This is a genomic window from Proteus vulgaris, assembly GCF_016239305.1.
Taxonomy (GTDB): domain Bacteria; phylum Pseudomonadota; class Gammaproteobacteria; order Enterobacterales; family Enterobacteriaceae; genus Proteus; species Proteus vulgaris_C.
This window is the reverse complement of the sequence record NZ_JAEHOQ010000029.1, coordinates 1-26,403: the sequence shown is the minus strand read 5'-3', so window position 1 is coordinate 26,403 and position 26,403 is coordinate 1. Positions and strand designations below refer to the sequence as shown.

21 protein-coding genes and 1 tRNA gene are annotated in these 26,403 nt (G+C 39.9%); 5 read left to right on the top strand and 17 right to left on the bottom strand.

Annotated elements, in window-relative coordinates; translation table 11 throughout:
* Nucleotides 1–4: 4 nt before the first annotated feature.
* The 7 genes from rffG to trxA all read right to left on the bottom strand — a co-directional run bounded on the left by rffG (nucleotide 5) and on the right by trxA (nucleotide 8,322).
* Nucleotides 5–1,072 carry a dTDP-glucose 4,6-dehydratase gene (gene rffG, locus JEP40_RS16950; protein ID WP_198624508.1) on the bottom strand — a complete coding sequence of 356 codons (1,068 nt, stop codon included), beginning with the start codon at nucleotides 1,070–1,072 and terminating at the stop codon, nucleotides 5–7.
* The gene (gene wecC, locus JEP40_RS16945; RefSeq protein ID WP_198624507.1) at nucleotides 1,069–2,331 is read right to left on the bottom strand and encodes a UDP-N-acetyl-D-mannosamine dehydrogenase; all 1,263 of its coding nucleotides are present in this window, start codon (nucleotides 2,329–2,331) and stop codon (nucleotides 1,069–1,071) included. The genes rffG and wecC overlap by 4 nt, the downstream gene beginning before the upstream one ends.
* Complete coding sequence (gene wecB / locus JEP40_RS16940) at nucleotides 2,328–3,458, bottom strand: non-hydrolyzing UDP-N-acetylglucosamine 2-epimerase (protein WP_198624506.1); 1,131 nt, start codon at nucleotides 3,456–3,458, stop codon at nucleotides 2,328–2,330. Before wecB ends, wecC begins: the two co-directional genes overlap by 4 nt.
* Nucleotides 3,459–3,587: 129 nt before the next feature.
* Nucleotides 3,588–4,646 (bottom strand): ECA polysaccharide chain length modulation protein, encoded by a 1,059-nt coding sequence (wzzE, locus tag JEP40_RS16935; protein WP_198624521.1) that lies wholly within the window; start codon nucleotides 4,644–4,646, stop codon nucleotides 3,588–3,590.
* 24 nt (nucleotides 4,647–4,670) lie between these two features.
* On the bottom strand, nucleotides 4,671–5,759 hold the full coding sequence (wecA, locus tag JEP40_RS16930; protein ID WP_109410128.1) for a UDP-N-acetylglucosamine--undecaprenyl-phosphate N-acetylglucosaminephosphotransferase: 1,089 nt from the start codon (nucleotides 5,757–5,759) through the stop codon (nucleotides 4,671–4,673).
* Between the two features lie 409 nt (nucleotides 5,760–6,168).
* Complete coding sequence (gene rho, locus JEP40_RS16925) at nucleotides 6,169–7,428, bottom strand: transcription termination factor Rho (protein WP_036939597.1); 1,260 nt, start codon at nucleotides 7,426–7,428, stop codon at nucleotides 6,169–6,171.
* A gap of 567 nt (nucleotides 7,429–7,995) precedes the next feature.
* Nucleotides 7,996–8,322, bottom strand: coding sequence for a thioredoxin TrxA (gene trxA, locus JEP40_RS16920; protein WP_198624505.1), 327 nt, complete (start codon nucleotides 8,320–8,322; stop codon nucleotides 7,996–7,998).
* Between the two features lie 119 nt (nucleotides 8,323–8,441).
* On the opposite strand from trxA, the gene rhlB reads away from it, so the two are divergent.
* Nucleotides 8,442–9,743: an ATP-dependent RNA helicase RhlB gene (rhlB, locus tag JEP40_RS16915; protein WP_198624504.1), complete on the top strand. Its 1,302-nt coding sequence runs from the start codon at nucleotides 8,442–8,444 to the stop codon at nucleotides 9,741–9,743.
* A 3-nt stretch (nucleotides 9,744–9,746) separates the two neighbouring features.
* Entirely contained in the window at nucleotides 9,747–11,255 is a 1,509-nt protein-coding gene (gppA, locus tag JEP40_RS16910) for a guanosine-5'-triphosphate,3'-diphosphate diphosphatase (protein WP_198624503.1), read from the top strand.
* Nucleotides 11,256–11,330: 75 nt separating this feature from the next.
* Here gppA and rep read toward each other — a convergent pair whose 3' ends face one another.
* The gene (gene rep / locus JEP40_RS16905) at nucleotides 11,331–13,355 is read right to left on the bottom strand and encodes a DNA helicase Rep (protein WP_198624502.1); all 2,025 of its coding nucleotides are present in this window, start codon (nucleotides 13,353–13,355) and stop codon (nucleotides 11,331–11,333) included.
* 314 nt (nucleotides 13,356–13,669) lie between these two features.
* Entirely contained in the window at nucleotides 13,670–15,145 is a 1,476-nt protein-coding gene (gene ilvC / locus JEP40_RS16900) for a ketol-acid reductoisomerase (RefSeq protein WP_198624501.1), read from the bottom strand.
* A 170-nt stretch (nucleotides 15,146–15,315) separates the two neighbouring features.
* On the opposite strand from ilvC, the gene ilvY reads away from it, so the two are divergent.
* Complete coding sequence (gene ilvY / locus JEP40_RS16895) at nucleotides 15,316–16,203, top strand: HTH-type transcriptional activator IlvY (RefSeq protein WP_166540242.1); 888 nt, start codon at nucleotides 15,316–15,318, stop codon at nucleotides 16,201–16,203.
* Here ilvY and ilvA read toward each other — a convergent pair.
* The 6 genes from ilvA to ilvL all read right to left on the bottom strand — a co-directional run bounded on the left by ilvA (nucleotide 16,189) and on the right by ilvL (nucleotide 22,779).
* Nucleotides 16,189–17,763, bottom strand: a complete 1,575-nt coding sequence (ilvA, locus tag JEP40_RS16890; protein ID WP_198624500.1) for a threonine ammonia-lyase, biosynthetic — start codon at nucleotides 17,761–17,763, stop codon at nucleotides 16,189–16,191. The genes ilvY and ilvA overlap by 15 nt on opposite strands.
* Before the next feature lie 3 nt (nucleotides 17,764–17,766).
* Nucleotides 17,767–19,617: a dihydroxy-acid dehydratase gene (gene ilvD, locus JEP40_RS16885; RefSeq protein WP_198624499.1), complete on the bottom strand. Its 1,851-nt coding sequence runs from the start codon at nucleotides 19,615–19,617 to the stop codon at nucleotides 17,767–17,769.
* A gap of 71 nt (nucleotides 19,618–19,688) precedes the next feature.
* Entirely contained in the window at nucleotides 19,689–20,615 is a 927-nt protein-coding gene (locus JEP40_RS16880; RefSeq protein ID WP_109410135.1) for a branched-chain amino acid transaminase, read from the bottom strand.
* A 10-nt stretch (nucleotides 20,616–20,625) separates the two neighbouring features.
* Nucleotides 20,626–20,901: an acetolactate synthase 2 small subunit gene (ilvM, locus tag JEP40_RS16875; protein WP_198624498.1), complete on the bottom strand. Its 276-nt coding sequence runs from the start codon at nucleotides 20,899–20,901 to the stop codon at nucleotides 20,626–20,628.
* Nucleotides 20,898–22,547 (bottom strand): acetolactate synthase 2 catalytic subunit, encoded by a 1,650-nt coding sequence (gene ilvG, locus JEP40_RS16870; protein ID WP_198624497.1) that lies wholly within the window; start codon nucleotides 22,545–22,547, stop codon nucleotides 20,898–20,900. Before ilvG ends, ilvM begins: the two co-directional genes overlap by 4 nt.
* A 130-nt stretch (nucleotides 22,548–22,677) precedes the next feature.
* Nucleotides 22,678–22,779, bottom strand: coding sequence for an ilv operon leader peptide (ilvL, locus tag JEP40_RS16865; protein ID WP_071788577.1), 102 nt, complete (start codon nucleotides 22,777–22,779; stop codon nucleotides 22,678–22,680).
* Between the two features lie 441 nt (nucleotides 22,780–23,220).
* On the opposite strand from ilvL, the gene JEP40_RS16860 reads away from it, so the two are divergent.
* Nucleotides 23,221–24,753: a YifB family Mg chelatase-like AAA ATPase gene (locus tag JEP40_RS16860; RefSeq protein WP_198624496.1), complete on the top strand. Its 1,533-nt coding sequence runs from the start codon at nucleotides 23,221–23,223 to the stop codon at nucleotides 24,751–24,753.
* Nucleotides 24,754–24,799: 46 nt separating this feature from the next.
* On the opposite strand, the gene JEP40_RS16855 is transcribed toward JEP40_RS16860, so the two are convergent.
* Nucleotides 24,800–25,138, bottom strand: a complete 339-nt coding sequence (locus JEP40_RS16855) for a DUF413 domain-containing protein (RefSeq protein WP_072070866.1) — start codon at nucleotides 25,136–25,138, stop codon at nucleotides 24,800–24,802.
* Nucleotides 25,139–25,253: 115 nt separating this feature from the next.
* Here JEP40_RS16855 and hdfR point away from each other — a divergent pair, with 115 nt between their 5' ends.
* On the top strand, nucleotides 25,254–26,075 hold the full coding sequence (hdfR, locus tag JEP40_RS16850; protein ID WP_198624495.1) for an HTH-type transcriptional regulator HdfR: 822 nt from the start codon (nucleotides 25,254–25,256) through the stop codon (nucleotides 26,073–26,075).
* A 247-nt stretch (nucleotides 26,076–26,322) separates the two neighbouring features.
* Here hdfR and JEP40_RS16845 read toward each other — a convergent pair.
* Nucleotides 26,323–26,398: transfer RNA gene (locus JEP40_RS16845), tRNA-Trp, on the bottom strand.
* Between the last annotated feature and the right edge of the window lie 5 nt (nucleotides 26,399–26,403).

Below are 26,403 nucleotides of genomic sequence, written 5' to 3'. Positions count from 1 at the left end.
TTAATCAGTTTCCAAGCCCTAAACGTTCACCAGCATAAGAGCCATCAAGTACGCGTTTCCACCATGTTTCGTTATTTAAGTACCACAAAACAGTTTTACGAATACCTGATTCAAATGTCTCTTCGGGCTTCCAACCTAATTCAGTTTCAATTTTCGCAGCATCAATGGCATAACGCAGATCATGACCAGGTCTATCTTTTACATATGTAATTAAATCAATATACTGAGCAACACCTTCAGGTTTTGCTGGATATAACTCTTCTAATAGCGCACAAATTGTTTTAACAACATCAATATTACGGCGCTCATTATGGCCACCAATATTGTAGGTTTTACCTGGTGTTGCTGTTGTTGCGACTAAATAGAGTGCTCGAGCATGATCTTCAACATAGAGCCAATCACGAATTTGCTCACCTTTTCCATAGACAGGCAATGGCTTTCCTGAAATCGCATTTAAAATAATTAAAGGAATTAATTTTTCAGGGAAGTGGTAAGGACCATAGTTATTTGAACAGTTTGTGATCACTGTAGGTAAGCCATAAGTCCGTAGCCATGCACGTACTAAATGGTCACTTGATGCTTTAGAAGCAGAATAAGGGCTACTTGGCGCATAAGGTGTAGTTTCAGTAAAGAAATCATCTGTACCTTCTAGATCGCCATACACTTCATCTGTTGAGATATGGTGAAAGCGAAATGCTGTTCTCTTATCTTCAGAGAGTACCTGCCAATAATGACGAGTGGCTTCCAGTAATGTGTAAGTACCGACAATATTGGTTTCAATAAACGCGGCAGGACCATCAATAGAACGGTCAACATGGCTTTCAGCGGCTAAGTGCATCACAACATCTGGCTGATATTGAGCAAATAAGCGGTCAAGCTCTGATCTATCACAGATATCAACCTGCTCAAAGGCATAGCGTTCACTGTTAGCCACTGTCGCTAGTGACTCTAAATTACCAGCATAAGTCAGCTTATCCACCACAACAACGCTGTCATTGGTGTTTTCAATAATATGTCGAACAACAGCAGAGCCGATAAAACCGGCTCCACCTGTAACTAGAATGCGTTTCAACGCCATACTCCTTTAGTATCTACAATCCATTTTTGAGTGACTTTACTACCTGGGATCGCTTTAAATTGTTGATGATCAACGAGCATTAATACAATATCAGCATCTTTTAATGCTTGTTCAGTTGACACTAATTCAGTGATCCCTTTCAGTTTTGTTGGCAACTCATGAATATTAGGTTCAACAGCCCATGTCGTACCACTGTGCCAATCTGCCACTTGTTTAGTGATGTTCATGGCTGGGCTTTCACGTAAATCATCAATATTAGGTTTAAAGGCTAAACCAAAGCAGGCTATTTTAATTTCGTTAGCACGTTTACCCGTTTCGGTAAGACAATCAGCAACCGCAGCTTTCACTTGATCAATAACCCACACTGGTTTGCCATCATTGACTAAACGCGCAGTGTGAATTAAACGAGATTGTTTTGGATTTTGTGACACGATAAACCAAGGGTCAACTGCGATACAGTGTCCACCAACGCCGGGGCCTGGTTGTAAAATATTGACGCGTGGGTGGCGGTTTGCCAAGCTAATTAGCTCCCACACATTGATATCTTGGTCAGCGCAGATCAGCGATAATTCATTAGCAAATGCAATATTAACATCACGGAAACTATTTTCCGTTAGCTTACACATTTCTGCGGTACGCGCATTGGTGATAACACATTCACCTTCAAGGAAAATTTTGTATAACTCACTCGCACGCTCTGAGGATTTACGGTTCATCCCACCAACAACTCGGTCATTGCGAATAAGCTCAATCATGACCTGACCAGGTAATACACGTTCAGGACAATAAGCAATATCGATATCTGCTTCTTCACCGTCTTGATGAGGGAACGTTAAATCTGGGCGAGCTTCTGCTAACCACTGTGCCATTTGTTCAGTAGAACCAACCGGTGACGTCGATTCTAAAATAATAAGGTCGCCCTTTTTCAGTACAGGTGCAATAGAGCGTGCGGCTGATTCAACATAAGCCAAATCAGGCTCATGCTCACCTTTAAAAGGTGTTGGTACCGCAATAAGGTAAGCATCTGCTGGCTGTGGCGTGGTGTAGGCTTTTAAGTGCCCCTCTTCAACGGCTTGTTTTACAACTTTATCGAGATCAGGTTCAACAATGTGAATTTGACCTTTATTAATTGTATCAACTGCATGCTGATTAACATCAACACCGATGACGCTTTTTTTACGAGAGGCAAAAGCTGCCGCTGTAGGTAAACCAATGTAGCCGAGGCCGATAACAGAAATAGTTTCAAAACTCATAATGTCACCTGATTTTTTTTCAATGCTTCAAGAATACGTTGGCAGGCATGTCCATCACCATAAGGGTTTGTCGCCTTACTCATTTGGTGATACGCGTTTTCGTCTGTCAATAAAGAGGTTACTTCGCTAACAATACGTTTGGTGTCGGTTCCCACTAAACGAACAGAGCCGGCTTCAACCGCTTCTGGGCGCTCTGTTGTGTCTCGCATTACCAAAACGGGCTTACCTAATGAAGGCGCTTCTTCTTGGATCCCACCAGAGTCGGTTAAAATAAGGTAAGCATGATTCATTAAATAAACAAAGGGGAGATAATCTTGTGGCTGTATTAGTTTAATGTTGTCAATACCGTGAAGAATACGTTGAACAGGCTCACTCACATTTGGGTTTAAGTGAACAGGATAGACAACTTCAACATCAGGATGTGCTAATGCGATTTCAGCTAATGCTTGGCAAATACGTTCGAAACCACCACCAAAGCTTTCGCGACGATGCCCCGTCACAAGGATCATTTTTTTATTTGGCTGAATAAAAGGATAGTTTACAGCGAGTTCATTTAAGAGTGTTTGATTGCCCATCACTCTATCACTCACCCAAAACAACGCATCAATAACAGTATTTCCAGTAACAAAAATATTTTTATCTGCAACCGCTTCTCGTACCAGATTTAATTTTGCTGTCTCTGTTGGTGCGAAATGATACATGGCAAGATGCCCTGCAATAGTACGATTGGCTTCTTCTGGCCACGGTGAATAAAGATTGCCTGTACGCAACCCTGCTTCCACATGGCCAACTGGAATTCGTTGATAAAATGCGGCTAAACTTGCTGCCATGGTTGTCGTTGTATCACCATGCACCAAAACAACATCAGGTTGGAATGATGCTAATACCGGTTTTAACCCTTCTAAAATACGACAGGTAATATCCGTTAAATCTTGTCCTGGTTTCATAATATTGAGATCATAATCTGGTTTGATCTCAAAAAGATTTAATACCTGATCAAGCATTTCTCGATGTTGGGCCGTAACACATACCTTCGCTTCAAACGAATCATCATTTGCTAAAGCGTGCACTAAAGGTGCCATTTTTATCGCTTCAGGGCGTGTGCCAAAAACAGTCAACACTTTCACAGTGGCTCTCTTTTCTTCGTTGTTATATCGCTTATTTTTGGGAAAGCAATATGCCCTTATACTCAATACACCAGGTGCCGAAACACCTGATGTCTCGTTATTGTCATCAATGACAAAATTTAATAATTATTATTTTTTTAATGAGCTACGTCTTACTAATGCAACACCTGCACCTGCTAATACGCCAATTGCTCCCCAAAGCACCATCATAAAGGCACGGCGAGGACTATCACGTTTTACAGGATCTTCAGGAGTACGTAAGAAACGGTAAGTTTGGAAGTTATCTTGCAATTTTGCCCCCACAGCGAGGGTCGCTAACATTGCTGTATTTTGATCATAATCACTATCAAAATCAGCACCTGTTGCCACTAAAGTTTCTAGCTGCGATTGCAATAGAGGAACACCTAGCAGGAATAATTTAGAGTCAGGTAACTCATCAATCGCAATAGATGTCTGTTTTTGAGAAATACCTTGTTTCTCAGCAACTTTTATTGATTGCTCTAATAAGTTAATTTGACGTTGATAAGCCGCTTGAGCCGCCATTTCTTGGCGTTTAACTAACGCTTTCATTGACTGTGTTCTTGTTGCCCATGCGGTTATCACTTCATCATTAAGATGAGTAGATGCTCTTTTATTAGCGAAAGCAATATACTCATTTAATAATTGGCTCGCCTCTTTTGAGGATTCGGCAATGAGTCTTAATTGATCATTAACCAACTTTTTCTCATCAGAAGGCGTAAATTGAATATTGTTAATTAACTCATCCAATAACGCAGCATTAGCTTGCTCATCACTTTCTTTGCGTTGTTTGAAATAATCCGTTTGTAGCCAAAACTCACGACGGGTATCAAAAGCAGCAATTTGTGTAACAAACTCTTGATAAGCTTCATCAGGAATACTTAAGGCTGGAGTTTGCGCTGATGGATTAATTTGTGTATCAAGATTACGTAAAAACTGAGATTGCGAATAATAACTGCCTAAGTTATTTATCGTTGGTTTCTCTGTCATTGCGATTGCACTCCATTTAGGTTGCATCAAATAAGATGCCCCAAGTGCAATCACAGCAAAAAGCAGAGCGAACCCTATAATCCAGCTTTTTCCTGACCAAAGCGCACAACAAAGACCTCGAATATCGAGTTCGTTATCTGGCTGATTACCCTGTCGGGAGGCGTTATTTTCCGAGTTCATCACGTTAAAAAACCTCTGCTTATATTAATGCTGTTGTGTTGCTCTACGTAAGCGACGCTTATGTCGTTTAATAAAACGAGCGACTCGCCACGCGCGTTTAATGCAATAACCATACATAACAAATGCAAGCAAGAATAATGCCAACATGAACCATTCAGGGACAAATGATAGGTTTTGACCGATAATACCAATCGCGGCTAAAAGTGCTGCAGCCACCGTGATTAAAATAAAGGCTTGGCGAGAGGTAAAACCTGCACGCATAATCAAATGATGAATATGTTGACGGTCTGGTGAGAAAGGGCTCATCCCTTTACGTAAACGGCGGTACATAATTGCCACCATATCCATAAGAGGAATAGCAATTATCCATAATGCAGTGACTGCTTTTACAGGACGAGGCTGAGTCTGTGTTGATGCAACTAATAGCCAAATAATGGTAAACCCGATAAGGGTACTACCTGCATCCCCCATAAAGACTTTGAATTTTTTACCGCAAACCCCTAGATTTAAAAGGATATAAGGCAAAATTGCGGCAATAAATGAGAAACACCAGAATGCGAGTGCAGAATTACCACTTTGATATAACAAAATGCCTAACGCGCCAAAAGAAACACAAGAGAGACCACCTAATAATCCATCAATACCATCAACCATATTGAAGGCATTTATTGCTGCCCAAACAGCAAAAAGTGTCACAATGTAACCAAAAGGCCCTAAATGCATTTCCCAAGGACCAAAAGCATGACCTAGTGTGTCCAGTTTTAATCCTGCCCCCACCATCATCACGATCCCAACAAATGCTTGGATTGTTGCTCTTATTTTGACACTAATATCGAAACGATCATCTAACGCACCGATAAAAACAAGAAGTCCCGCACATGCCAGATACAATTCCTTATGAGGAATGTAGATATCTGAAATATAAAATGCGAAAACAATACCAAAATAGACTGAAATCCCACCCACAAGAGGGATCAATCCATGATGTTTTTTACGATAATTCGGTTTATCCACGAGTCCTATTTTTTTTGCAATTTTACGAGCCAAGAATAAAAATGCGAAAGAAAATAAGAACACATAAAAAACGCTTGTGCTCATTTTTAGTATATCCACAGTACTGTTCTCTATAATAAATATAGCTGGTTATTTTACCCTTCCATGTGTTTTTATTCTTTTTCCAGCTCCACCACGACGAGTTTATTCAAAACCCACCACCCTTCATCAATTATAAGTTTTCCTTAACTATTTTTATTGATGCCATCGCTATTTTTATCAATTACTAAAACATGCAATATATATACCAACTTCTCGCTAAAATACTGCACTCAAAATTTAATTACACCCATAAAAAATAAAAACAAAAAACGCCACAATAGTGTGGCGTTTTTATCATATCGTCATTCTAACAAAGTAAACGAGCTTAACGGCATATAAATTGAGGGGATATTACTTATTCTGTAACAGAGCACACTCTTTTAATATTTTAATGTTGTTATTAGCTTAGCCACTTTGTTAATAAATGCTATGAGCGTTTCATAAAGTCAAAGAACTCTTCATTTGTCTTCGTCATCGCTAATTTATTAATGAGGAATTCCATTGCATCGATTTCACCCATTGGATGAATAATCTTACGCAGGATCCACATTTTTTGTAACTCATCTTGAGTCGTCAGCAATTCTTCTTTACGTGTACCAGAACGATTATAATCGATCGCTGGGAAAACACGTTTTTCAGCGATTTTACGAGACAGGTGTAATTCCATGTTACCTGTACCCTTAAATTCTTCGTAGATAACTTCGTCCATTTTAGAACCAGTATCAACGAGCGCTGTTGCAATGATAGTTAAACTACCACCTTCTTCAACATTTCGCGCTGCACCGAAGAAACGTTTAGGACGATGCAATGCGTTTGCATCCACACCACCAGTTAACACTTTACCTGATGAAGGTACCACAGTGTTATAAGCACGTGCTAAACGAGTAATAGAGTCTAACAGGATGATAACGTCTTTTTTATGCTCAACTAAGCGTTTTGCTTTTTCAATGACCATCTCTGCAACTTGTACGTGGCGAGAAGCTGGTTCATCAAAGGTCGATGCGATAACTTCACCTTTTACCAAGCGTTGCATCTCGGTTACTTCTTCTGGACGTTCATCAATCAGAAGTACCATCAATACGCAATCAGGGTAGTTATGAGCAATATTTGCTGCGATATTTTGCAGCAACATTGTTTTACCTGCTTTTGGTGGAGCAACGATAAGACCACGCTGACCACGACCAATTGGTGCCGCTAAGTCAAGAACACGCGCGGTTAAGTCTTCTGTTGAACCATTACCACGTTCCATGCGTAAACGATTATTAGCATGTAAAGGTGTTAAGTTTTCAAAGAGGATTTTACTGCGGGCATTTTCTGGTTTATCAAAGTTAACTTCATTAACTTTTAGGAGGGCAAAATAGCGTTCACCTTCTTTAGGAGGACGGATTTTACCTGCGATGGTGTCACCAGTGCGAAGGTTAAAACGGCGAATTTGACTTGGAGAAACGTAGATATCATCGGGACCAGCAAGGTAGGAACTGTCTGCGGAACGTAGGAAGCCAAAGCCATCCTGCAATATTTCCAGCACACCGTCACCGAAAATATCTTCTCCACTTTTCGCGTGTTGCTTCAAGATAGAGAAAATAATGTCTTGCTTTCTCATTCGAGCCAGGTTCTCTAGCCCCATATTTTCGCCAAGTGCTATCAGTTCTGATACCGGCGTATTTTTTAATTCGGTAAGATTCATAATGGTGGGTTCTTAATAACTCGGGGTAACTCTCGAACTATGAACGTGAATAGTATAACAGCGAATCGCTGTCAGTTTCGTCATGTGTAAAATTACAGATTATAACTTTCTAACATAAGGGTATAACTAAAATGGTAATGTTAGAGAGTATTAATACTATTAGACCAGTCTGCTTTATCCCCAGAGAAGTGACATTCATTATCGCAATGCCATGAGTGTACTTTCAACTTATGGGTTAGGAACATACTCGGAAAAATTTATATTCCCTGAATACTATAGATTATTCTAAGGCAACTTGACTGGTTAGATGAATTCAGATTACTTATATTAAATATCATATTAGATTAAATATCATATCATGTTATTCAATTCTATTACTTTGCACGCTTGATATTCAATATCTCAGACTTATTTAATCATGTCTAATCATATTGACAAGAAGATCCGATATATTATGTAAGTAAGTAGCGCTAACTTATCACGCTTCGAAGCGGACGTCTAGCGGTCAATAACAGAAATACTGACAAGGTCTAAACGTCCTACTTTATTTTTGATATCTAAATCAAATTAGATATTTTCGTCTAAAAACTCTTTTAGTTGAGTTTTTGACAATGCACCAACTTTAGTTGCCGCTACTTCACCGTTTTTGAATAAAATCAGTGTAGGTATACCGCGAATACCAAATTTTGGTGCTGTCAGCGGGTTTTGATCGATGTTTAGCTTCGCAACTGTTAATTTACCAGCGTATTCTGTTGCAACTTCATCTAGAATAGGAGCAATCATTTTACATGGGCCACACCATTCAGCCCAGAAATCAACGAGCACGGGGCCGGTTGCATTTAATACATCAGCATCGAATTTGCTGTCAGATAAGTGAAGGATTTTATCGCTCATTGTTCTACTCCAAAGAATAATATTGACCGTACCAGTGTAACATTAAATAACAAAAGTCTGTCTGCATTTCAGCGGATAAACTTTTGTAATGCAACCCATAACTGATATTCTATTACATTATGAGCAAAACATATTTGACAGAAAAGAAGTTTTCCGACTTCGCCTTGCATCCAAAAGTGATAGAAGCCCTTGAGAAAAAAGGGTTCTCTTATTGTACACAAATTCAGGCATTGACGTTACCTATCACTGTGAAAGGTCAAGACATTGCCGGGCAAGCCCAAACAGGAACAGGAAAAACGTTGGCGTTTTTAACCTCAACGTTTCATTATCTTTTAACACACCCTGCAAAAGAAGGGCATGAAACGAATCAACCTCGTGCCCTTATTATGGCGCCAACACGCGAATTAGCCGTGCAGATTTATTCTGATGCTAAAGAGCTTGCGCAAAACACAGGGATTAAAATGGGTCTCGCCTATGGTGGCGACGGCTATGATGAACAACTAAAAGTATTAAGTAATGGTGTCGATATTGTTATTGGCACAACTGGACGCTTAATTGACTACGTTAAGCAAGGTCATATTAATCTTAGCGCAATTCAAGTTGTGGTACTTGATGAAGCGGATAGAATGTACGATCTCGGCTTTATTAAAGATATTCGTTGGATCTTCCGTCGTATGCCAGTTGCGGCTGAGCGTATGAATATGTTGTTCTCTGCAACACTATCTTACCGTGTAAGAGAACTTGCCTTTGAACAAATGAATAACCCTGAATACGTTGAAGTTGAGCCTGAACAAAAAACAGGTTTTAGTATAAAAGAAGAGCTTTTTTATCCTTCGAATGAAGAGAAAATGCGTCTTCTCCAAACGTTAATTGAAGAAGAATGGCCTGATCGCTGTATCATCTTCGCCAATACAAAACATCGCTGTGACGACATTTGGGCACACCTCGCTGCCGATGGACACCGCGTTGGTTTATTGACAGGTGATGTTCCGCAAAAAAAACGTCTGCGTATTTTAGAAGATTTTACCCAAGGTAATATTGATATTCTGGTTGCCACTGATGTTGCAGCTAGAGGTCTTCATATTCCATCTGTAACGCATGTTTTTAACTATGATTTACCTGATGATTGTGAAGATTATGTTCACCGCATCGGTAGAACCGGACGTGCGGGTAATAGTGGTAATTCAATCAGTCTTGCGTGTGAAGAATATGCTCTAAATTTACCTGCAATTGAGACCTATATTCAACATGCTATTCCTGTGAGTAAATATAATAGTGATGCGTTATTGACAGATCTTCCTGAACCTAAACGTCGTCACCGTCCTCGCCAAGGTCAGCCTCGTCGCAATAATGCGCCGTCGCGAAACAGAGGAAATAATACTCAACGTAACAACCGAAATAAACGCCCGAGTCATCCATAAATTATGCTGAAATCTTCATCACTTTATGCTGCTATTGATTTAGGTTCTAACAGTTTTCATATGTTAGTTGTTCGAGAAATTGCGGGATCAATACAAGTACTTTTCCGCGTGAAACGTAAAGTTCGACTAGCTGCGGGCCTAAACAGTGAAAATGAATTGTCAGAACAGGCAATGGAACGCGGTTGGCAATGTTTACGACTGTTTTCTGAATATCTGCGTGATATTCCAGCAGAACAAATCAAAGTCGTCGCGACAGCCACATTACGTATTGCTAAAAATGCAGACATTTTTGTCGCTAAAGCGTCAAAAATACTGGGTAATACGATCCATGTCATTAGTGGTGAGGAAGAAGCACGCCTTATCTACCGTGGTGTTGCGCATACCACTGGAGGTGCAGAACAACGTTTAGTGGTGGATATTGGCGGTGGAAGCACAGAGTTAGTGACAGGCACTGGCGCTAAAACGACGCAATTGATGAGCCTAAGCATGGGTTGCGTGACTTGGCTAGAGCGCTATTTTACTGACCGTACCCTCACTCAAGAAAATTTTGCCAAAGCACAAAATGCGGCGAAAGCGATACTCGCCCCTGTTGCAGAGAAATTACTTCAACAAGGCTGGCAAGTCTGCGTGGGTGCATCAGGCACTGTTCAAGCACTGCAAGAAATCATGATTGCGCAAGGAATGGATGAATTAATTACCTTGCCTAAGCTGGAACGACTTAAACATAAAGCCATTGAATGTGGAAAGTTGGAAGAATTGGAAATTGAAGGGCTTACTTTTGAGCGAGCCTTAGTGTTTCCAAGTGGGCTTGCTATTTTGATCGCCATATTTGAAACCTTGCACATTGAAAATATGATCCTTGCAGGAGGCGCATTAAGAGAAGGGTTAGTTTATGGCATGTTGCACTTACCTATTGAGCAAGATATTCGCCAACGCACCCTTCGCAATATCCAACGTCGTTTTCAAATTGATATTGAGCAAGCACACCGCGTACAACAACTGGCTGAACATTTTTTTATTCAAGTCAGTAAAAGTTGGCAGTTAGATAATCGCTGTCGTGAATTACTTAATAGTGCCAGTGCACTGCATGAAATTGGGCTCAGTGTCGATTTTCGTCAAGCACCGTCACATGCAAGCTATCTACTTTCTCATCTTGATTTACCTGGATACACGCCAGCGCAACGACGCTTATTGGCCTCGTTATTAAGAAATCAAATGGGAATTATCGATCTTGCCCCTCTTAATCATCAAAATGCATTGCCGATAAATCAAGCCAATCAATTAGTGCGTCTACTACGATTAGCTATTATTTTTGCCAGCCGTCGTCGCGATGATACACTTCCTGCATTACGATTACGTACTGAGGGCGAAACACTCATTATTACCCTGCCTTATCAGTGGCTTAATGAGCATCCATTACGTGCTGAAAATCTCCAAGAAGAGATCCAACTACAGAGTTATGTACATTGGTCTTTAATGATTGAAGAACAAAATAGCTCTCGTATAAGTTAACTTTTTTACTTATACAAAAAATAAAAACCCCTTGTACATTTATATGCCAAGGGGTTAGTTTTAATAACAAATAACTTATTCAGGTTTATGCTTTGCTAGCATTGCTCTTAATCCCGCCACACCTTTTTGTCCTTTTTCTTGCTTCTCTTCTGCACTCAACACTTTCTTTTTATTAGTATCCCAATTTAAATCATCTTGAGGTAATTCATACAGAAAACGACTTGGATCTGGTCGAATTAATTCACCATATTGGCGTCTTTCTTTGCATAATGTAAACGTGAGTGTTTTTTGTGCACGAGTAATGCCCACATAAGCAAGGCGTCGCTCTTCTTCAACATTATCTTCGTCGATACTGCTTTGATGAGGTAATATCCCCTCTTCCATTCCCACTAAAAACACATGTGGAAATTCAAGGCCTTTAGAGGCATGTAATGTCATTAATTGAACTTGATCTAGCTCTTCTTCTGTTTCACCACGCTCCATCATATCGCGCAAGGTAAAGCGGTTAACCACCTGAGAAAGCGTCATAGGTTCATGTAATTCATCACCTTCTAGCATTTCACTCATCCATGAGAATAGCTGATTAATATTTTTCATCCTCATTTCCGCAGCTTTTGCACTACTTGAGGTTTCATATAACCAACTTTCATAATCTATTTCATGCAATAAATCACGCACAGCCAGCAGTGGCTCTCGTTCTGATTTTTGCACTATACGTGACATCCATTGTGAGAATGCTTGTAATGAATTTAAGCCCCGTCCCGTTAGCGTTTGACTTAATCCTAAGTCAAAGCAGGCATTATATAAGCTTTTATCTCGAACTTTTGCCCATTCGCCTAATTTTTGGATTGTCATCGGTCCAATTTCACGGCGAGGTTTATTCACAATACGTAAAAATGCCGCATCATCATCAGGATTAGTAATGATTCGCAAATAAGCAAGAATATCTTTTATTTCTTCTCGTGAAAAAAAGGAGGTTTCCCCCGAAATACGATAAGGAATACGATTTTGCATCAGATATTTTTCAAAAATACGAGACTGATGGTTACCACGATAGAGTATCGCGTAATCTTTATAATTAGTTTTATTAATAAAGTGATGAGCAATTAACTCACCCGCGACACGTTCAGCTTCATGCTCTTCATTGTTGGCGGTTAAAACTCGAAGTTCATCACCATAACCTAATTCTGAAAACAAGCGCTTTTCAAAAACATGGGGGTTATTTTCAATCAATATATTTGCTGATTTTAAAATACGCCCTGAAGATCGGTAATTTTGCTCAAGTTTGATCACATTGAGCTGTGGAAAGTCTTTTTGTAACAACACTAAATTTTGAGGACGAGCACCACGCCATGAATAAATGGATTGGTCATCATCACCTACAACGGTAAAACGAGCCCTTTCACCCACCAGCCATTTTACTAATTCATACTGGCTTGTATTGGTATCTTGATATTCATCCACCAGCAAATAACGGATACGTCTTTGCCAGCGCTCTCTGACTTCTTCATTTGTACGCAATAATAGGGTTGGTCGGCTAATTAAGTCATCAAAGTCGAGTACGTTACAACTGCGTAGATGTTGTTCATAACGTCGAAAGCATTCGGCAAAAGTATGATCTTGTTGCGATCTCGCCATTCCGATTGCTTGTTCTGGTGTAAGCATATCGTTTTTCCAGTTAGAGATTTGGCTCTTTAACTGAGAAAGTAAGTCTTTATCTTCTTCTAATAAATCCGCCGTTAATTCTTTGAGTAGCGCAGATTGGTCTTGATCATCAAATAATGAAAATTTAGCTTTAATCCCTAACGCTTTGTATTCGCGTTTAATAATTTCCAATCCCAGTGTATGGAACGTTGAGATCATCAACCCTTTCGCTTCTTGACGCCCTAATGTTTGAGCAACTCGCTCTTTCATTTCACGCGCAGCTTTATTGGTAAAGGTAACTGCTGCAATTTGTTTTGCAGAGTATTGGCATTGACGAATAAGGTGTGCAATTTTATTGGTAATAACCCGTGTTTTACCCGACCCGGCGCCAGCCAAGACCAAGCAAGGGCCTGACACATATTCTACTGCTTTTTGCTGACCGGGATTTAATCGCATACTTTTTCCAAACTTCATTAACTAAGAACATAACGGGGGGATAATTGTAGCAGAAAGTGCTCAAAGTCTTGAGTATTCCCTCCTTCAATTTTCCTCACACTATAAAAACAAAAAACCGCATTCCATTAAGAAATACGGTTTTCAATAAAATTTAATCTTCACTTTTCGCTTATTTCGCTTATTTTTCTAAGCTATTTACGTGAGAAGAAGGCGACAAAGGAGGTTATCCCAAGGAGCATACACAAGTATGTGACTTGGGTAACCAAGCGAAGCCAACGCACTTATCGCGTAAAGAGTGACGAAAAATCAGAAAATTAATTGGCAACAGCTATCTTCTTCATATCCGTCATATACCCACGCAACGTTTTACCTACTGCTTCAATTGGGTGCTGGCGAATTGCTTCATTGATATCACGTAATTGTGCGTTATCTGTTCCATTATCTTGAACTTTTTTAGCTAAATCACCAGATTGTAATGTTGTCATAAACTCTTTCAGCATAGGAACAACAGCGAATGAGAACAGATAGTTACCATATTCTGCGGTATCAGAGATAACTACATTCATTTCATATAAACGCTTACGAGCAATGGTATTTGCGATTAATGGCAGTTCATGCAGTGATTCATAATAGGCTGATTCAGCAAAAATACCTGCTTCAATCATCGTATCAAAAGCTAATTCAACACCAGCTTTAACCATTGCAACCATTAATACTCCGTGATCAAAGTACTCTTGCTCGCTGATTTTTCCCTCATATTCAGGGTAGTTTTCAAAGGCACTTGCTCCGGTCTCTTCACGCCATGTCAGCAAGTTTTTATCGTTATTTGCCCAGTCTGCCATCATTGTCTCAGAGAATTTCCCTGAAATGATGTCATCCATATGTTTAGCAAACAGCGGAGCCATGATCTCTTTCAATTGTTCTGATAATGCATAGGCACGCATTTTTGCCGGATTAGATAATCTGTCCATCATCAAGGTGATACCACCTTGCTTCAAGGCTTCTGTAATGGTTTCCCAACCAAATTGCAGCAACTTACCTGCATATCCCGGCTCAACGCCATCAGCAACCATTTTGTCGTAACATAACAGTGAGCCTGCTTGTAACATACCGCACAGAATAGTTTGCTCACCCATTAAATCTGATTTTACTTCAGCAACGAAAGAAGACTCTAAAACGCCAGCTCGATGACCACCTGTTGCAGCCGCCCATGCTTTCGCAATGGCCATACCTTCGCCTTTTGCATCATTTTCAGGGTGAACTGCAATCAGTGTTGGAACACCAAAACCACGCTTATATTCTTCACGAACTTCAGTACCTGGACATTTTGGTGCAACCATCACGACGGTGATGTCATCACGAATTTTTTCGCCAACTTCAACGATATTAAAACCATGAGAGTAACCTAATGCTGCACCTGATTTCATCAACGGTTGAACAGCTTGAACAACAGCAGAGTGCTGTTTGTCTGGCGTTAAGTTAACAACTAAATCTGCTTGAGGGATCAGTGCTTCATAGGTTCCGACTTCAAAACCATTTTCAGTTGCACGACGCCACGATGCACGTTTTTCATCAATCGCTTCTTGGCGTAAGGCATACGCGATATTCAAACCTGAATCACGCATATTTAAGCCTTGGTTAAGGCCTTGTGCGCCACAACCAACAATAACGACTTTTTTGCCTTTCAGGTAATTTGCTTCATCAGCAAATTCTTCACGTGACATAAAGCGACATTTACCTAATTGCGACAACTGCTGACGCAGATTCAATGTATTAAAATAATTTGTCATAGAAGACTCCAAAATCGTTGTGTATGTGTTTGCTATTATTATCCTCACTTTCTGTGAGGTGTTGCATGACTTTACTATAGGGGATGAAAGCCATTGCTTAAATTGATATATTTACAAGATAGTGTTGCAAAAAATGCAACGTTCTTTTTTATCACTTAAGGTGGCTGGCAATGGATATTCGTGATCTCAAACTCTTCCTGCATTTAGCTGAAAGTTGTCACTTCACCAAGACAGCACAAGCGATGCACGTCAGTCCTTCTACGCTCTCTCGTCAAATTCAACGTCTTGAAGAAAGCTTAGGCCACCCCCTATTTTTACGTGACAACCGACAAGTCACCCTTACTGATGCTGGCGAACAATTAAAGCGCTATGCCCAACAAACCTTGTTGCAATATAAGCAACTTAAGCACACGCTAAATCAAAATAGCCCCAGCCTTTCTGGTGAGTTACGCCTGTTTTGTTCTGTAACAGCGGCTTACAGCCATTTGCCACCCATTCTTGACCGTTTTCGTGCAGAAAATCCATTAGTTGAAATAAAGCTCACCACAGGAGATGCGGCTGATGCGGTCGATAAAGTGCAATCTGATGAAGCAGATTTAGGTATTGCAGGGAAACCTGAAAAGCTTCCTGAAAATATCTGTTTTGAAAAAATAGGTGAAATCCCCTTAGTACTGATTGCACCGGCACTCCCTTGTAATGTTCGCCATCTTGCAACGCAAGAAAAACCAGACTGGCTAAATATTCCGTTTATCATTCCTGAACATGGTCCATCACGACAACGGATCGCGCTATGGTTTAAGCGCCATCGTATCCATAATCCCTCGATTTATGCGACGGTTTCGGGACACGAAGCAATTGTCTCAATGGTTGCATTAGGCTGTGGTATTGCACTTATCCCTCAGGTTGTCGTTGATAACTGTCCTGAGCCTGTGCGTAATCGCATCTCTTCATTGGATAATATTTCAATGGTAGAACCTTTTGAATTGGGCGTTTGCGCATTACACAAACGCCTTCAAGAACCTGTTATCAGTGCTTTTTGGCGATTACTCCACGACTAAACTTGCCGTTTGCGGTGACAAGAATAATTGAAAAGAAGGGTTTCCTGTCTCGTCATGATACTCATAACCTAAGTCATCTAAATGTCGCTCAAAACGCCCTTCCGTTTCAGGAAGTTCAAATGCCACCAGCACACGTCCATAATCCGTACCATGGCTACGATAATGGAATAAGGTAATATTCCAGTAAGTCCCTAATGTTTTTAGAAACTTCATTAAAGCGCCCGGAGATTCTGGAAATTCGAAGCTAAATAGACGCTCTTTAAGTGGTTTATTCGGACGCCCACCTACCATATAACGCACATGCAGTTTTGCCATTTCATCATCAGATAAATCAGCAACTTGATAACCTGCAACCGTGAGTTCACGTAAAATTTCTTTACGCTCTTGTAGCCCTTGGCTTAAACGTACACCAACAAAAATACGTGCATTTTCGGGATCAGCATCGCTATAACGATAATTAAACTCAGTAACAACCCGCTGACCTAAGATTTGACAAAAACGCAGGAAACTCCCTTTCTGCTCAGGAATTGTCACCGCCAATAGCGCTTCACGTTTTTCACCGAGTTCACAGCGTTCAGAAACATAGCGTAAGCCATGAAAATTAACATTTGCACCAGAAAGAACATGTGCTAGACGCTCACCTTTGATTTGGTGCTCTTCTACGTATTTTTTAAGCCCAGCTAATGCCAATGCACCTGAAGGCTCTGCAATTGCACGTACATCTTCAAATAAATCTTTTACTGCGGCACAAATTGCATCGCTATCAACCGTGATAACATCATCAACATATTTTTGGCATAAACGGAACGTTTCATCACCGATACGTTTAACCGCAACTCCCTCAGCAAATAATCCAACTCTTGCTAATTCAACGGGATGTCCTGCTTCTAAAGCAGCTTTTAAACACGCCGCTTCTTCAGCTTCAACGCCTATTACCTTAATCTCTGGCATAAGCTGTTTGATTAATACGGCAACACCTGCAATTAAACCACCGCCACCAACTGGCACAAAAATACGATCAAGATGGACATCTTGTTGTAAAAGTTCCATCGCCAATGTTGCTTGCCCTGCAATTACAGCAGGATGATCAAATGGTGGCACAAAGGTGTATCCCATCTCTTCAGATAACGCGATAGCCTTTGCTTTTGCTTCATCAAAATTAGCACCATAAAGCAACGCTTCCCCACCAAATTGTCGAACAGCATCAACTTTGATATCTGCTGTTGCCACTGGCATCACAATGAGTGCTTTTACTCCCATTCGATTGGCTGACAACGCAACACCTTGAGCGTGATTCCCCGCTGACGCCGTCACGACACCTTTTGCTTTTTGCTCAGGAGTCAGCCCCGCAATCATGGTATAAGCACCACGTAATTTAAAGCTATGAACTGGTTGTCTGTCTTCTCGCTTAACTAAAATAGTATTTTCTAAACGTTCAGAGATTTTTGTCATCTCTTGAAGCGGAGTTACTATTGCGGCTTCATAAACAGGTGCGCTCAACGCCGCTTTTAAATATTCAGCGCTACTTGGCGCTGAATTTAAAGGTCTAAAGGCTGCCATCTCTTAGCCCCCTAATTTAGATTTATCACGCACCGCACCTTTATCAGCACTAGTAGCTAAAGAGGCGTAAGCACGTAAGGCAAACGAAACTTGGCGCTGTCTATTTTGTGGTGTCCATGCTTTATCACCACGGGCATTTTGTGCATCACGACGAACAGATAACGTTTTATCATCTACCTTTAATGCGATCTCACGGGTTGGTATATTGATAGAAACAATATCGCCTTCTTCCACTAAACCAATTACGCCACCATTTGCCGCTTCAGGTGAAACATGCCCGATAGATAAACCAGATGTTCCACCAGAGAAACGCCCGTCAGTGATAAGTGCACAAGCTTTCCCTAATCCCATTGATTTTAAATAAGAGGTTGGATACAACATCTCTTGCATTCCAGGGCCACCTTTAGGACCTTCATAGCGAATAATCACCACATCGCCAGCAACCACTTTTCCACCTAAAATGGCCTCTACAGCATCATCTTGGCTTTCATATACTTTTGCAGGGCCACTAAAAATCAAATTATCTTCATCAACTCCCGCAGTTTTAACAATACAACCATCTTCCGCTAAATTACCAGATAACACCGCTAGTCCACCATCTTGGCTATAAGCATGTTCTTTACTACGGATACATCCGTTTTCACGATCAGTATCTAAGGTTGGCCAACGACAATTTTGAGAGAAAGCCTTTGTTGTACGAATACCTGCAGGGCCTGCTTGGAACATTGATTTTACTTGCTCATCTTGTGTTAACATCACATCATATTGCGCTAACGTTTCTGGCAAGCTTAATCCTAAGATATTACTCACATTGCGGTTGAGTAATCCGGCTCTGTCTAATTCACCTAAAATACCCATAACTCCACCTGCACGGTGAACATCTTCCATATGATATTTTTGTGTACTTGGTGCCACTTTGCATAAATGAGGTACTTGGCGAGAAAGTCTGTCGATATCTTCCATAGTGAAATCAACCTCACCTTCTTGGGCGGCTGCTAATAAATGCAGAACCGTATTTGTCGAGCCACCCATTGCAATATCTAAGATCATTGCATTTTCAAAGGCTTTTTTTTTGGCGATATTGCGTGGTAATGCCGATTCATCATCTTTTTCATAATAACGCTTGGTTAATTCAACAATACGCTTACCCGCATTAATAAATAGTGTTTCACGATCAGCATGTGTTGCAAGTAATGAGCCATTTCCTGGTTGAGATAATCCCAGCGCTTCTGTTAAGCAATTCATGGAGTTTGCCGTAAACATGCCTGAACACGATCCACACGTTGGGCAGGCTGATCGCTCAATTTGTTCACTATCAGCATCACTCACATTTGGATTTGCGCCTTGGATCATGGCATCAACCAGATCTAATTTGATCAGTTGATCTGAAAGCTTCGTTTTACCCGCTTCCATTGGCCCACCAGAGACAAAAATAACAGGAATATTTAAACGTAAAGACGCCATTAACATTCCTGGAGTGATCTTGTCACAGTTTGAGATACACACCATCGCATCAGCACAGTGCGCATTAACCATATACTCAACAGAATCGGCAATAAGCTCACGCGATGGTAAAGAATAGAGCATTCCACCATGCCCCATGGCAATACCGTCATCAACTGCAATGGTATTAAATTCTTTAGCAACACCACCAGCGGCTTCAATTTGCTCAGCAACCAGTTTTCCTAAATCCCGCAGATGCACATGACCTGGTACAAATTGCGTAAATGAGTTCACAACTGCGATAATGGGTTTACCAAAATCAGCATCAGTCATTCCCGTTGCACGCCATAAGGCACGGGCTCCAGCCATATTACGACCATGTGTCGTTGTTGCTGAACGGTATTTAGGCATTTTTCACACTCCTGCGATAAAGAAAGCGAGTAGGGAACATCTACCCGCTAAACAAATTTATTTGATTATGTTTATGAATTGATTGGATCTAACCAGCCGTATTTATCTTCTGTTTCACCCGTGAACAGACCAAAGAACGCTTTTTGAATTGCTTTGGTCACAGGACCGCAACGTCCGATACCTACTTGAATACCATCAACGCTACGTACAGGTGTAATTTCTGCCGCTGTACCTGACATAAAGACTTCATCAGCAAGATAGAGTGATTCTCGAGAAAGCACTTGCTCACGTACCTCATAACCCAGATCTTTTGCCAGTTTAATAATGGCATCACGAGTGATCCCCGGCAGAGCCGACGAAGTAAATGGAGGTGTAAAAATAACTCCATCTTTTACTTCAAATAAGTTTTCACCTGCACCTTCTGATAAATAGCCATGAACATCTAATGCAATCCCTTCTTGATAGCCATGACGACGCGCTTCGCTACCCACTAATAATGAAGATAAATAGTTACCACCAGCTTTTGCTGCGGTTGGAATAGTATTTGGTGCCGCACGATGCCAAGAAGAAACCATCGCATCGATACCTTTATCTAAGGCCTCTTCACCAAGATAGGCCCCCCAAGGGAATGCAGCGATAATCACATCCGTTTTATAACCGGCCGGAGGATTAACTCCCATACCAACATCACCGATGAAAACTAATGGGCGAATATAAGCACTGACCAATTTGTTTTTACGTAAAGTTGCGCGACATGCTTCCATTAATTCATCAACACTTTGCTCAACAGGCATACGATAAATTTTTGCCGAATCATGTAAACGTTGCATATGTTCACGATGGCGAAAGACCACCGGTCCCTTATGAGAATCATAACAACGCACACCTTCAAACACAGAAGTTCCATAATGTAATGCGTGAGACATAACGTGCACTTTTGCCTCAGCCCATGGAACCATTTCACCGTTAAACCAAATATAATCAGCTTGCTTTGTCATTCTTTTATCCTTACATGGCACTGAGTGCACTCATGAATCGTAATTTTTCTTTCTGTTGATGTAATACTTGAATACCTGCAACATCAGCTAATTTTGTTAACTGGCTGCATAAAAGTTCTAATGGTCGCTGACTGCTCACAGTCAAGCTTAAATTGATATTATTACTTTCCGTGATATTCATGTTCATTGAGCATATATGAAAACCACGATGGCGGATAACTCTCAGGATACGTTCTAAGATCTCTGGACAAAAACGGGCTTCAATTGTGATATTGTGTTGGTTCATTTTGATTTCTCCATCATCTCATCATTACTTGCGCCCGGCGGAACTAAAGGCCAGACATTTTCAGCGTCATCGATAGATACCTGTAATAAATAAGGGCCATCGCTCTCTAATAAACATGCAATTGCATCAGCAACCTGTGCTTTTTCTGTGATACGTTGCCCTGGAATATCAAATGCCTTTGCCAAAGCAACAAAATCTGGGTTATCCGTTAAAATTGTTTCGCTATAACGTTGTTCAAAAAATAGCTCTTGCCATTGGCGAACCATGCCTAATCGTTGGTTATCTAATAACACCAATTTAATTGGTAATTGTTTACGTTTGATTGTGCCTAGCTCCTGCACATTCATCATAAAAGAGCCGTCACCTGAGACACAGATAACACAAGCATCAGGTCTAGCAATTTGAGCACCAACAGCTGCTGGGATACCAAACCCCATGGTGCCTAAACCACTTGAGGTGATAAAATTTTCAGGTGCATCAAATGTCATATGTTGCGCCGACCACATTTGATGCTGACCAACATCTGTTGTCACAACGGTATTTTTAGGTTTGGCGTCTGATAATTGTTTTAATAACAAAGGAGCATAAATTGCAGAACCAGGATGATCATAACGCCAAGCATGTTCTGCTTTTAATTCTTGTACTTCTTGTTGCCAAGATGCGATAGATAACGACTGAGACAAAACAGGCAACAGCACCTTGGCATCCCCCAATAACGCAACATGCGCCTGTTTCAATTTATTTAATTCGGCATGATCGATATCGATATGGATAACCTTGGCGTTAGGCGCAAAAGTATTTAATCGCCCCGTAACGCGATCATCAAAACGCGCACCAACAGCAATTAATAAATCACTACGCTGAACAGCATAATTTGCTGCTTTAGTGCCGTGCATACCTAACATACCTAAATAATTAGCATTTAACGCATCAGCACAACCCAACCCTTTTAAAGTGGAAACAACAGGCATTTCTGTTTGCTTCACAAATTCTCTTAACGTTTCCACTGCATTGCTCATGGCAACACCACCACCTACATACAAAATAGGTTTTTGTGCCTGTGCTAACATCTGCTTAGCTTGTGCTAGCTCTTGTGTTGGATAAGGAAATTCTTGCTCCTCAGGTAATTCATAACTTGATAAATGGGAAGCATCGGCTAATTGAACATCTTTCGGGATATCAATTAAAACAGGGCCAGGACGACCTTGAGAGGCTATAGAAAATGCCTCTGATAATACTCTTGGTAATTCATCCACAGTTGAGACTAAAAAGCTGTGTTTAGTACATGCCAATGAAAGGCCTAAAACATCAATCTCTTGAAATGCATCAGTCCCAATTAAATCAGAAGCAACTTGCCCCGTGATGGCAACAACAGGCACAGAATCTAACAATGCATCGGCAAGTCCAGTGATAACATTAGTAGCGCCTGGGCCTGATGTCGCAATACAAACACCCGTTGTACCTGTAGAACGGGCAAAACCGATAGCAGCAATGGCAGCACCTTGTTCATGACGACATAATATATGTTCAACACCGCCATCATAGAGTGCGTCATAAACAGGCATAATCGCACCACCAGGATAACCAAAGACGGTTTCAACTTGTTGCTTTCGTAATGCCTGTACTAACCACTGTGCTCCATTCATTTTCTCACCCTGCCATCTTAACTTCTTGTTTAATTTAAATTTATTTTCTATTCAATCTCTTTTTTAAACTCTGGCTCAAAAAAAACCCCCGCGCCTTTCGGTGCGGGGGTTTTTAAGAGATCCGGCTAGTTTAGTTAGCCTTTCTTCGTCCTAGTGCAGCCCCGCACGGTGGGTTAATAATCACCACCACGCTGACAATAATTAGGCTAATCACTAGGACGATTGTATTCATAGTTTTATAATTTCTTTTCTTATTTAAATGTATGTTTGTTGTGTTTTCTTTCACTCTGTCCTTTTAGAGTTATCATGATATTTTAGAATTGACAACGTTTATTTTAAAAATAATCTCAACATAATGATTTTTATAAATATTTTTACAACCCAAACAACTAACAGTGCATTAATCTGTAAATTATTTATTTATTAGTGATTAATACTGTTTTCACTAATGTTATTTTGTTTTTTTCATTATTGAATTTTATTATTTAAATTTAGAGGATAAATATATATTTAATTAATTTTATATTACTTTAAATAATTACACTTTAATCAATATTTTTATTATATTTCAATGCGTTGCTTTTTTTAGAGTTATCTCGCATTTATTTAACGCTCCATTTAACACACAAGAAAAAATAAATTAAAAAGATTAAAAAATAATGGAGAATAAAAAATGGCATTAGCAATAATATATACTCGTGCTTCTTTAGGAATTTCAGCACCACTTATTACGATTGAAGCACATATTAGTCAAGGATTACCCGGATTAACATTAGTGGGTTTACCTGAGACAGTTGTTAAAGAAGCAAAAGACAGAGTAAGAAGCGCATTAATTAATAGTGGATATATTTATCCAGCCAAAAGAATAACAATTAACCTTTCGCCCGCCGATTTACCCAAAGAAGGGGCGCGTTATGATCTACCTATTGCACTTGCAATATTAATTGCATCGGAGCAATTAACCTCAAATAAATTAGAACGTTATGAGTTTATTGGAGAGCTTGCACTTTCTGGTAAACTTCAACGAGTAAACGCCATTATTCCTTCAATCCTTAGCGCTTCAAAAGATCATCGAATATGCATTGTATCAATAGAACATCAGACTGAAGTTTCATTATTACCAAATAGATCTGCTTTATTAGCCTCTCATCTTTTAGAAATTTGTCATCATCTAGAAAATAATACGCCATTAATTGAAGCGGAAGAATTTATTATTAATGACGCAATTGAAAATCAAGATAATAAAGATATGAGCGATATAATTGGTCAAAATAATGCAAAAAGAGCCGCAGAAATTACAGCAGCAGGAAATCACAACATTTTATTTCTTGGTCCACCTGGAACAGGGAAAACAATGTTAGCACAAAGAATAAGTACGCTTCTTCCCCCTTTAACCCCCAAAGAAGCACTTGATGTCTTAGTCATTAGTAGTTTAAGAGGAATTACATTTGATGAACGAAAATGGCCTTTAAGACCCTTTAGAGCACCGCATCATACTTCATCTGCGGTTGCTTTAACAGGAGGTGGAACGCTTCCTAAACCAGGGGAAATCACCTTAGCGCATCATGGAATTTTATTTTTAGACGAATTGCCAGAGTTTGAACGACGTGTACTCGATGCATTACGTGAGCCACTTGATGCAAGAGAAATTACTATTTCACGAGCCAAAGCCAAAATAAGTTATCCAGCGAATGTTTTACTGATAGGCGCATTAAACCCAAGTCCAACAGGGCATTATCAAGGCAATCATAATAGAGCACCAATAAAACAAATATTACGCTATTTAAGCAAGGTTTCTGGACCTTTTCTGGATAGATTTGATTTATCTGTCGAGATGCCCCTCCTTCCTCAAGGTGCACTTATTCATCCTTCATTTACGACAGAAAATAGCATGACAATTAGAGCCAGAGTTTCAAAAGCAAGAGAACGACAATTTGCACGGTGCGGAAAGGTAAATACTTACTTAACAGGAAAAGAAATTGAATGTCATTGCTCATTAAACACCAGTGATGCCACTTTTCTTGAAGATACACTCAATAAATTAGGATTATCTATACGAGCATGGCATAAAATTTTAAGAGTATCGAGAACAATTGCAGATCTTGCCGGTGAAGAAAAAATACAGCGAAATCATTTAATTGAAGCATTAAGTTTTCGCGCAATGGATAGATTAATGATCTATTTACAAAAGCAATTAGATGGATAAATAAAAAGGAGCGAAAAAACGCTCCTTTTAACTAAAACTAATGATATTAATCATCAGAGTCGGTATAGTCATCAGATGGATCGAGCTGTGGCTTTCCACCCGATAATGTATGAAAACGTTTTGGACGACTTATACGACTGGTATATTTCTTCCAAATTTTTTCTTCAACCGTTGCTGCTTCTCGTTCGCCACGACACATGGCAACAAATAATTTTTCCGTTTCAGTTGTAGGTTCTCGTTTACCTAGATCAAGCTCATTAAAGGCTTGACCATGACGTTCCAATATCTGGGATTCCTTGATAGTGAAATCGCCATGACGAGAAAAACCACGCGGATAATGTTTATTGTCAAAAAAACGATTAGTCGTGATAAAACTTTCTGCCATCTGACACACTCCTAATTCTCTATCGTCATACTTATGGCGCGGAGTATTAGATAGTCATGCGGTTCTGTAAAACAAAATATTTAAATCGTAACGACAAATTTTTTTGGAGATAGATGTGGATACCGAATTACTGAAAACCTTTTTGGAAGTCAGTAAGACTAGACACTTTGGCCGAGCCGCTGAATCTCTTTATTTAACGCAATCTGCGGTTAGTTTTAGAATACGGCAATTAGAAACACAATTAGGCACAAATCTGTTTACCCGCCACCGCAATAATATTCGCCTCACTGTTGCTGGTGAAAGGCTTATTCCTTATGCTGAATCGTTAATGAATACATGGCTTTTAGCTAAAAAAGAAATTAGCCATGCTTCTCAACATTCTGAGCTATCAATTGGCGCCACAGCATCACTCTGGGAAGCTTATCTAACATCTTGGTTACAGGAATCTTATCTAGAAAGAAAGGAGCTCAGAATCGAATCTAGAGTCTCTACAAGGCAATCTCTTGTAAAACAACTTCATGCAAGAGAACTTGATCTTCTTTTTACAACTGAAGCACCCAAGATGGATGAATTAGAAAGCAAAATTATTGGTGATATTACTTTTCAGTTGATGAAAATAAGATCAAATAAAATAGAGGAAATAGCACAATTTATCAAAATAGAGTGGAGTGCAGATTTTCAGTCCTTTCTTCCAAATGGAACAGAGCCGAAAATTGATCCTATTTTAACCACTAATTCAGCAATAATTGCCTATCAATTAATGAAAACAACACATGCTGTTGCCTTTCTCCCCACACATTGGCGTGATCTTTATTCTGATCTTACCCCAGTCTCAACGGATATTGTTCAAAAACCTTTATTTGCTGTTTGGCTAAATAGCAGTGATCAACAAGCATTAATACAACAACTATTAAAACAGCCTATCAACCATCAATAAAGCTTAGATTTCTCTATGGTTATCAATATAAATAACGCCAGAATTTAAGCTTTTTTTTCATTAATTATGAATAACAATAGTGTCATACTGATATATTGGTATAGAGAAATGTATGTTGTTGGTTTGTTAGACTAAAGCATAACTAATGCTTACGAAGGAAGATTTAGAGGACGACAGATAACAAAAAGCCCAGTTAATTAACTGGGCTACAAAGAAGTATAAATTTTGTTATTACTTAATTGGTAACTGGCAGGGGCGGAGAGGCTCGAACTCCCAACACCCGGTTTTGGAGACCGGTGCTCTACCAATTGAACTACGCCCCTAAATA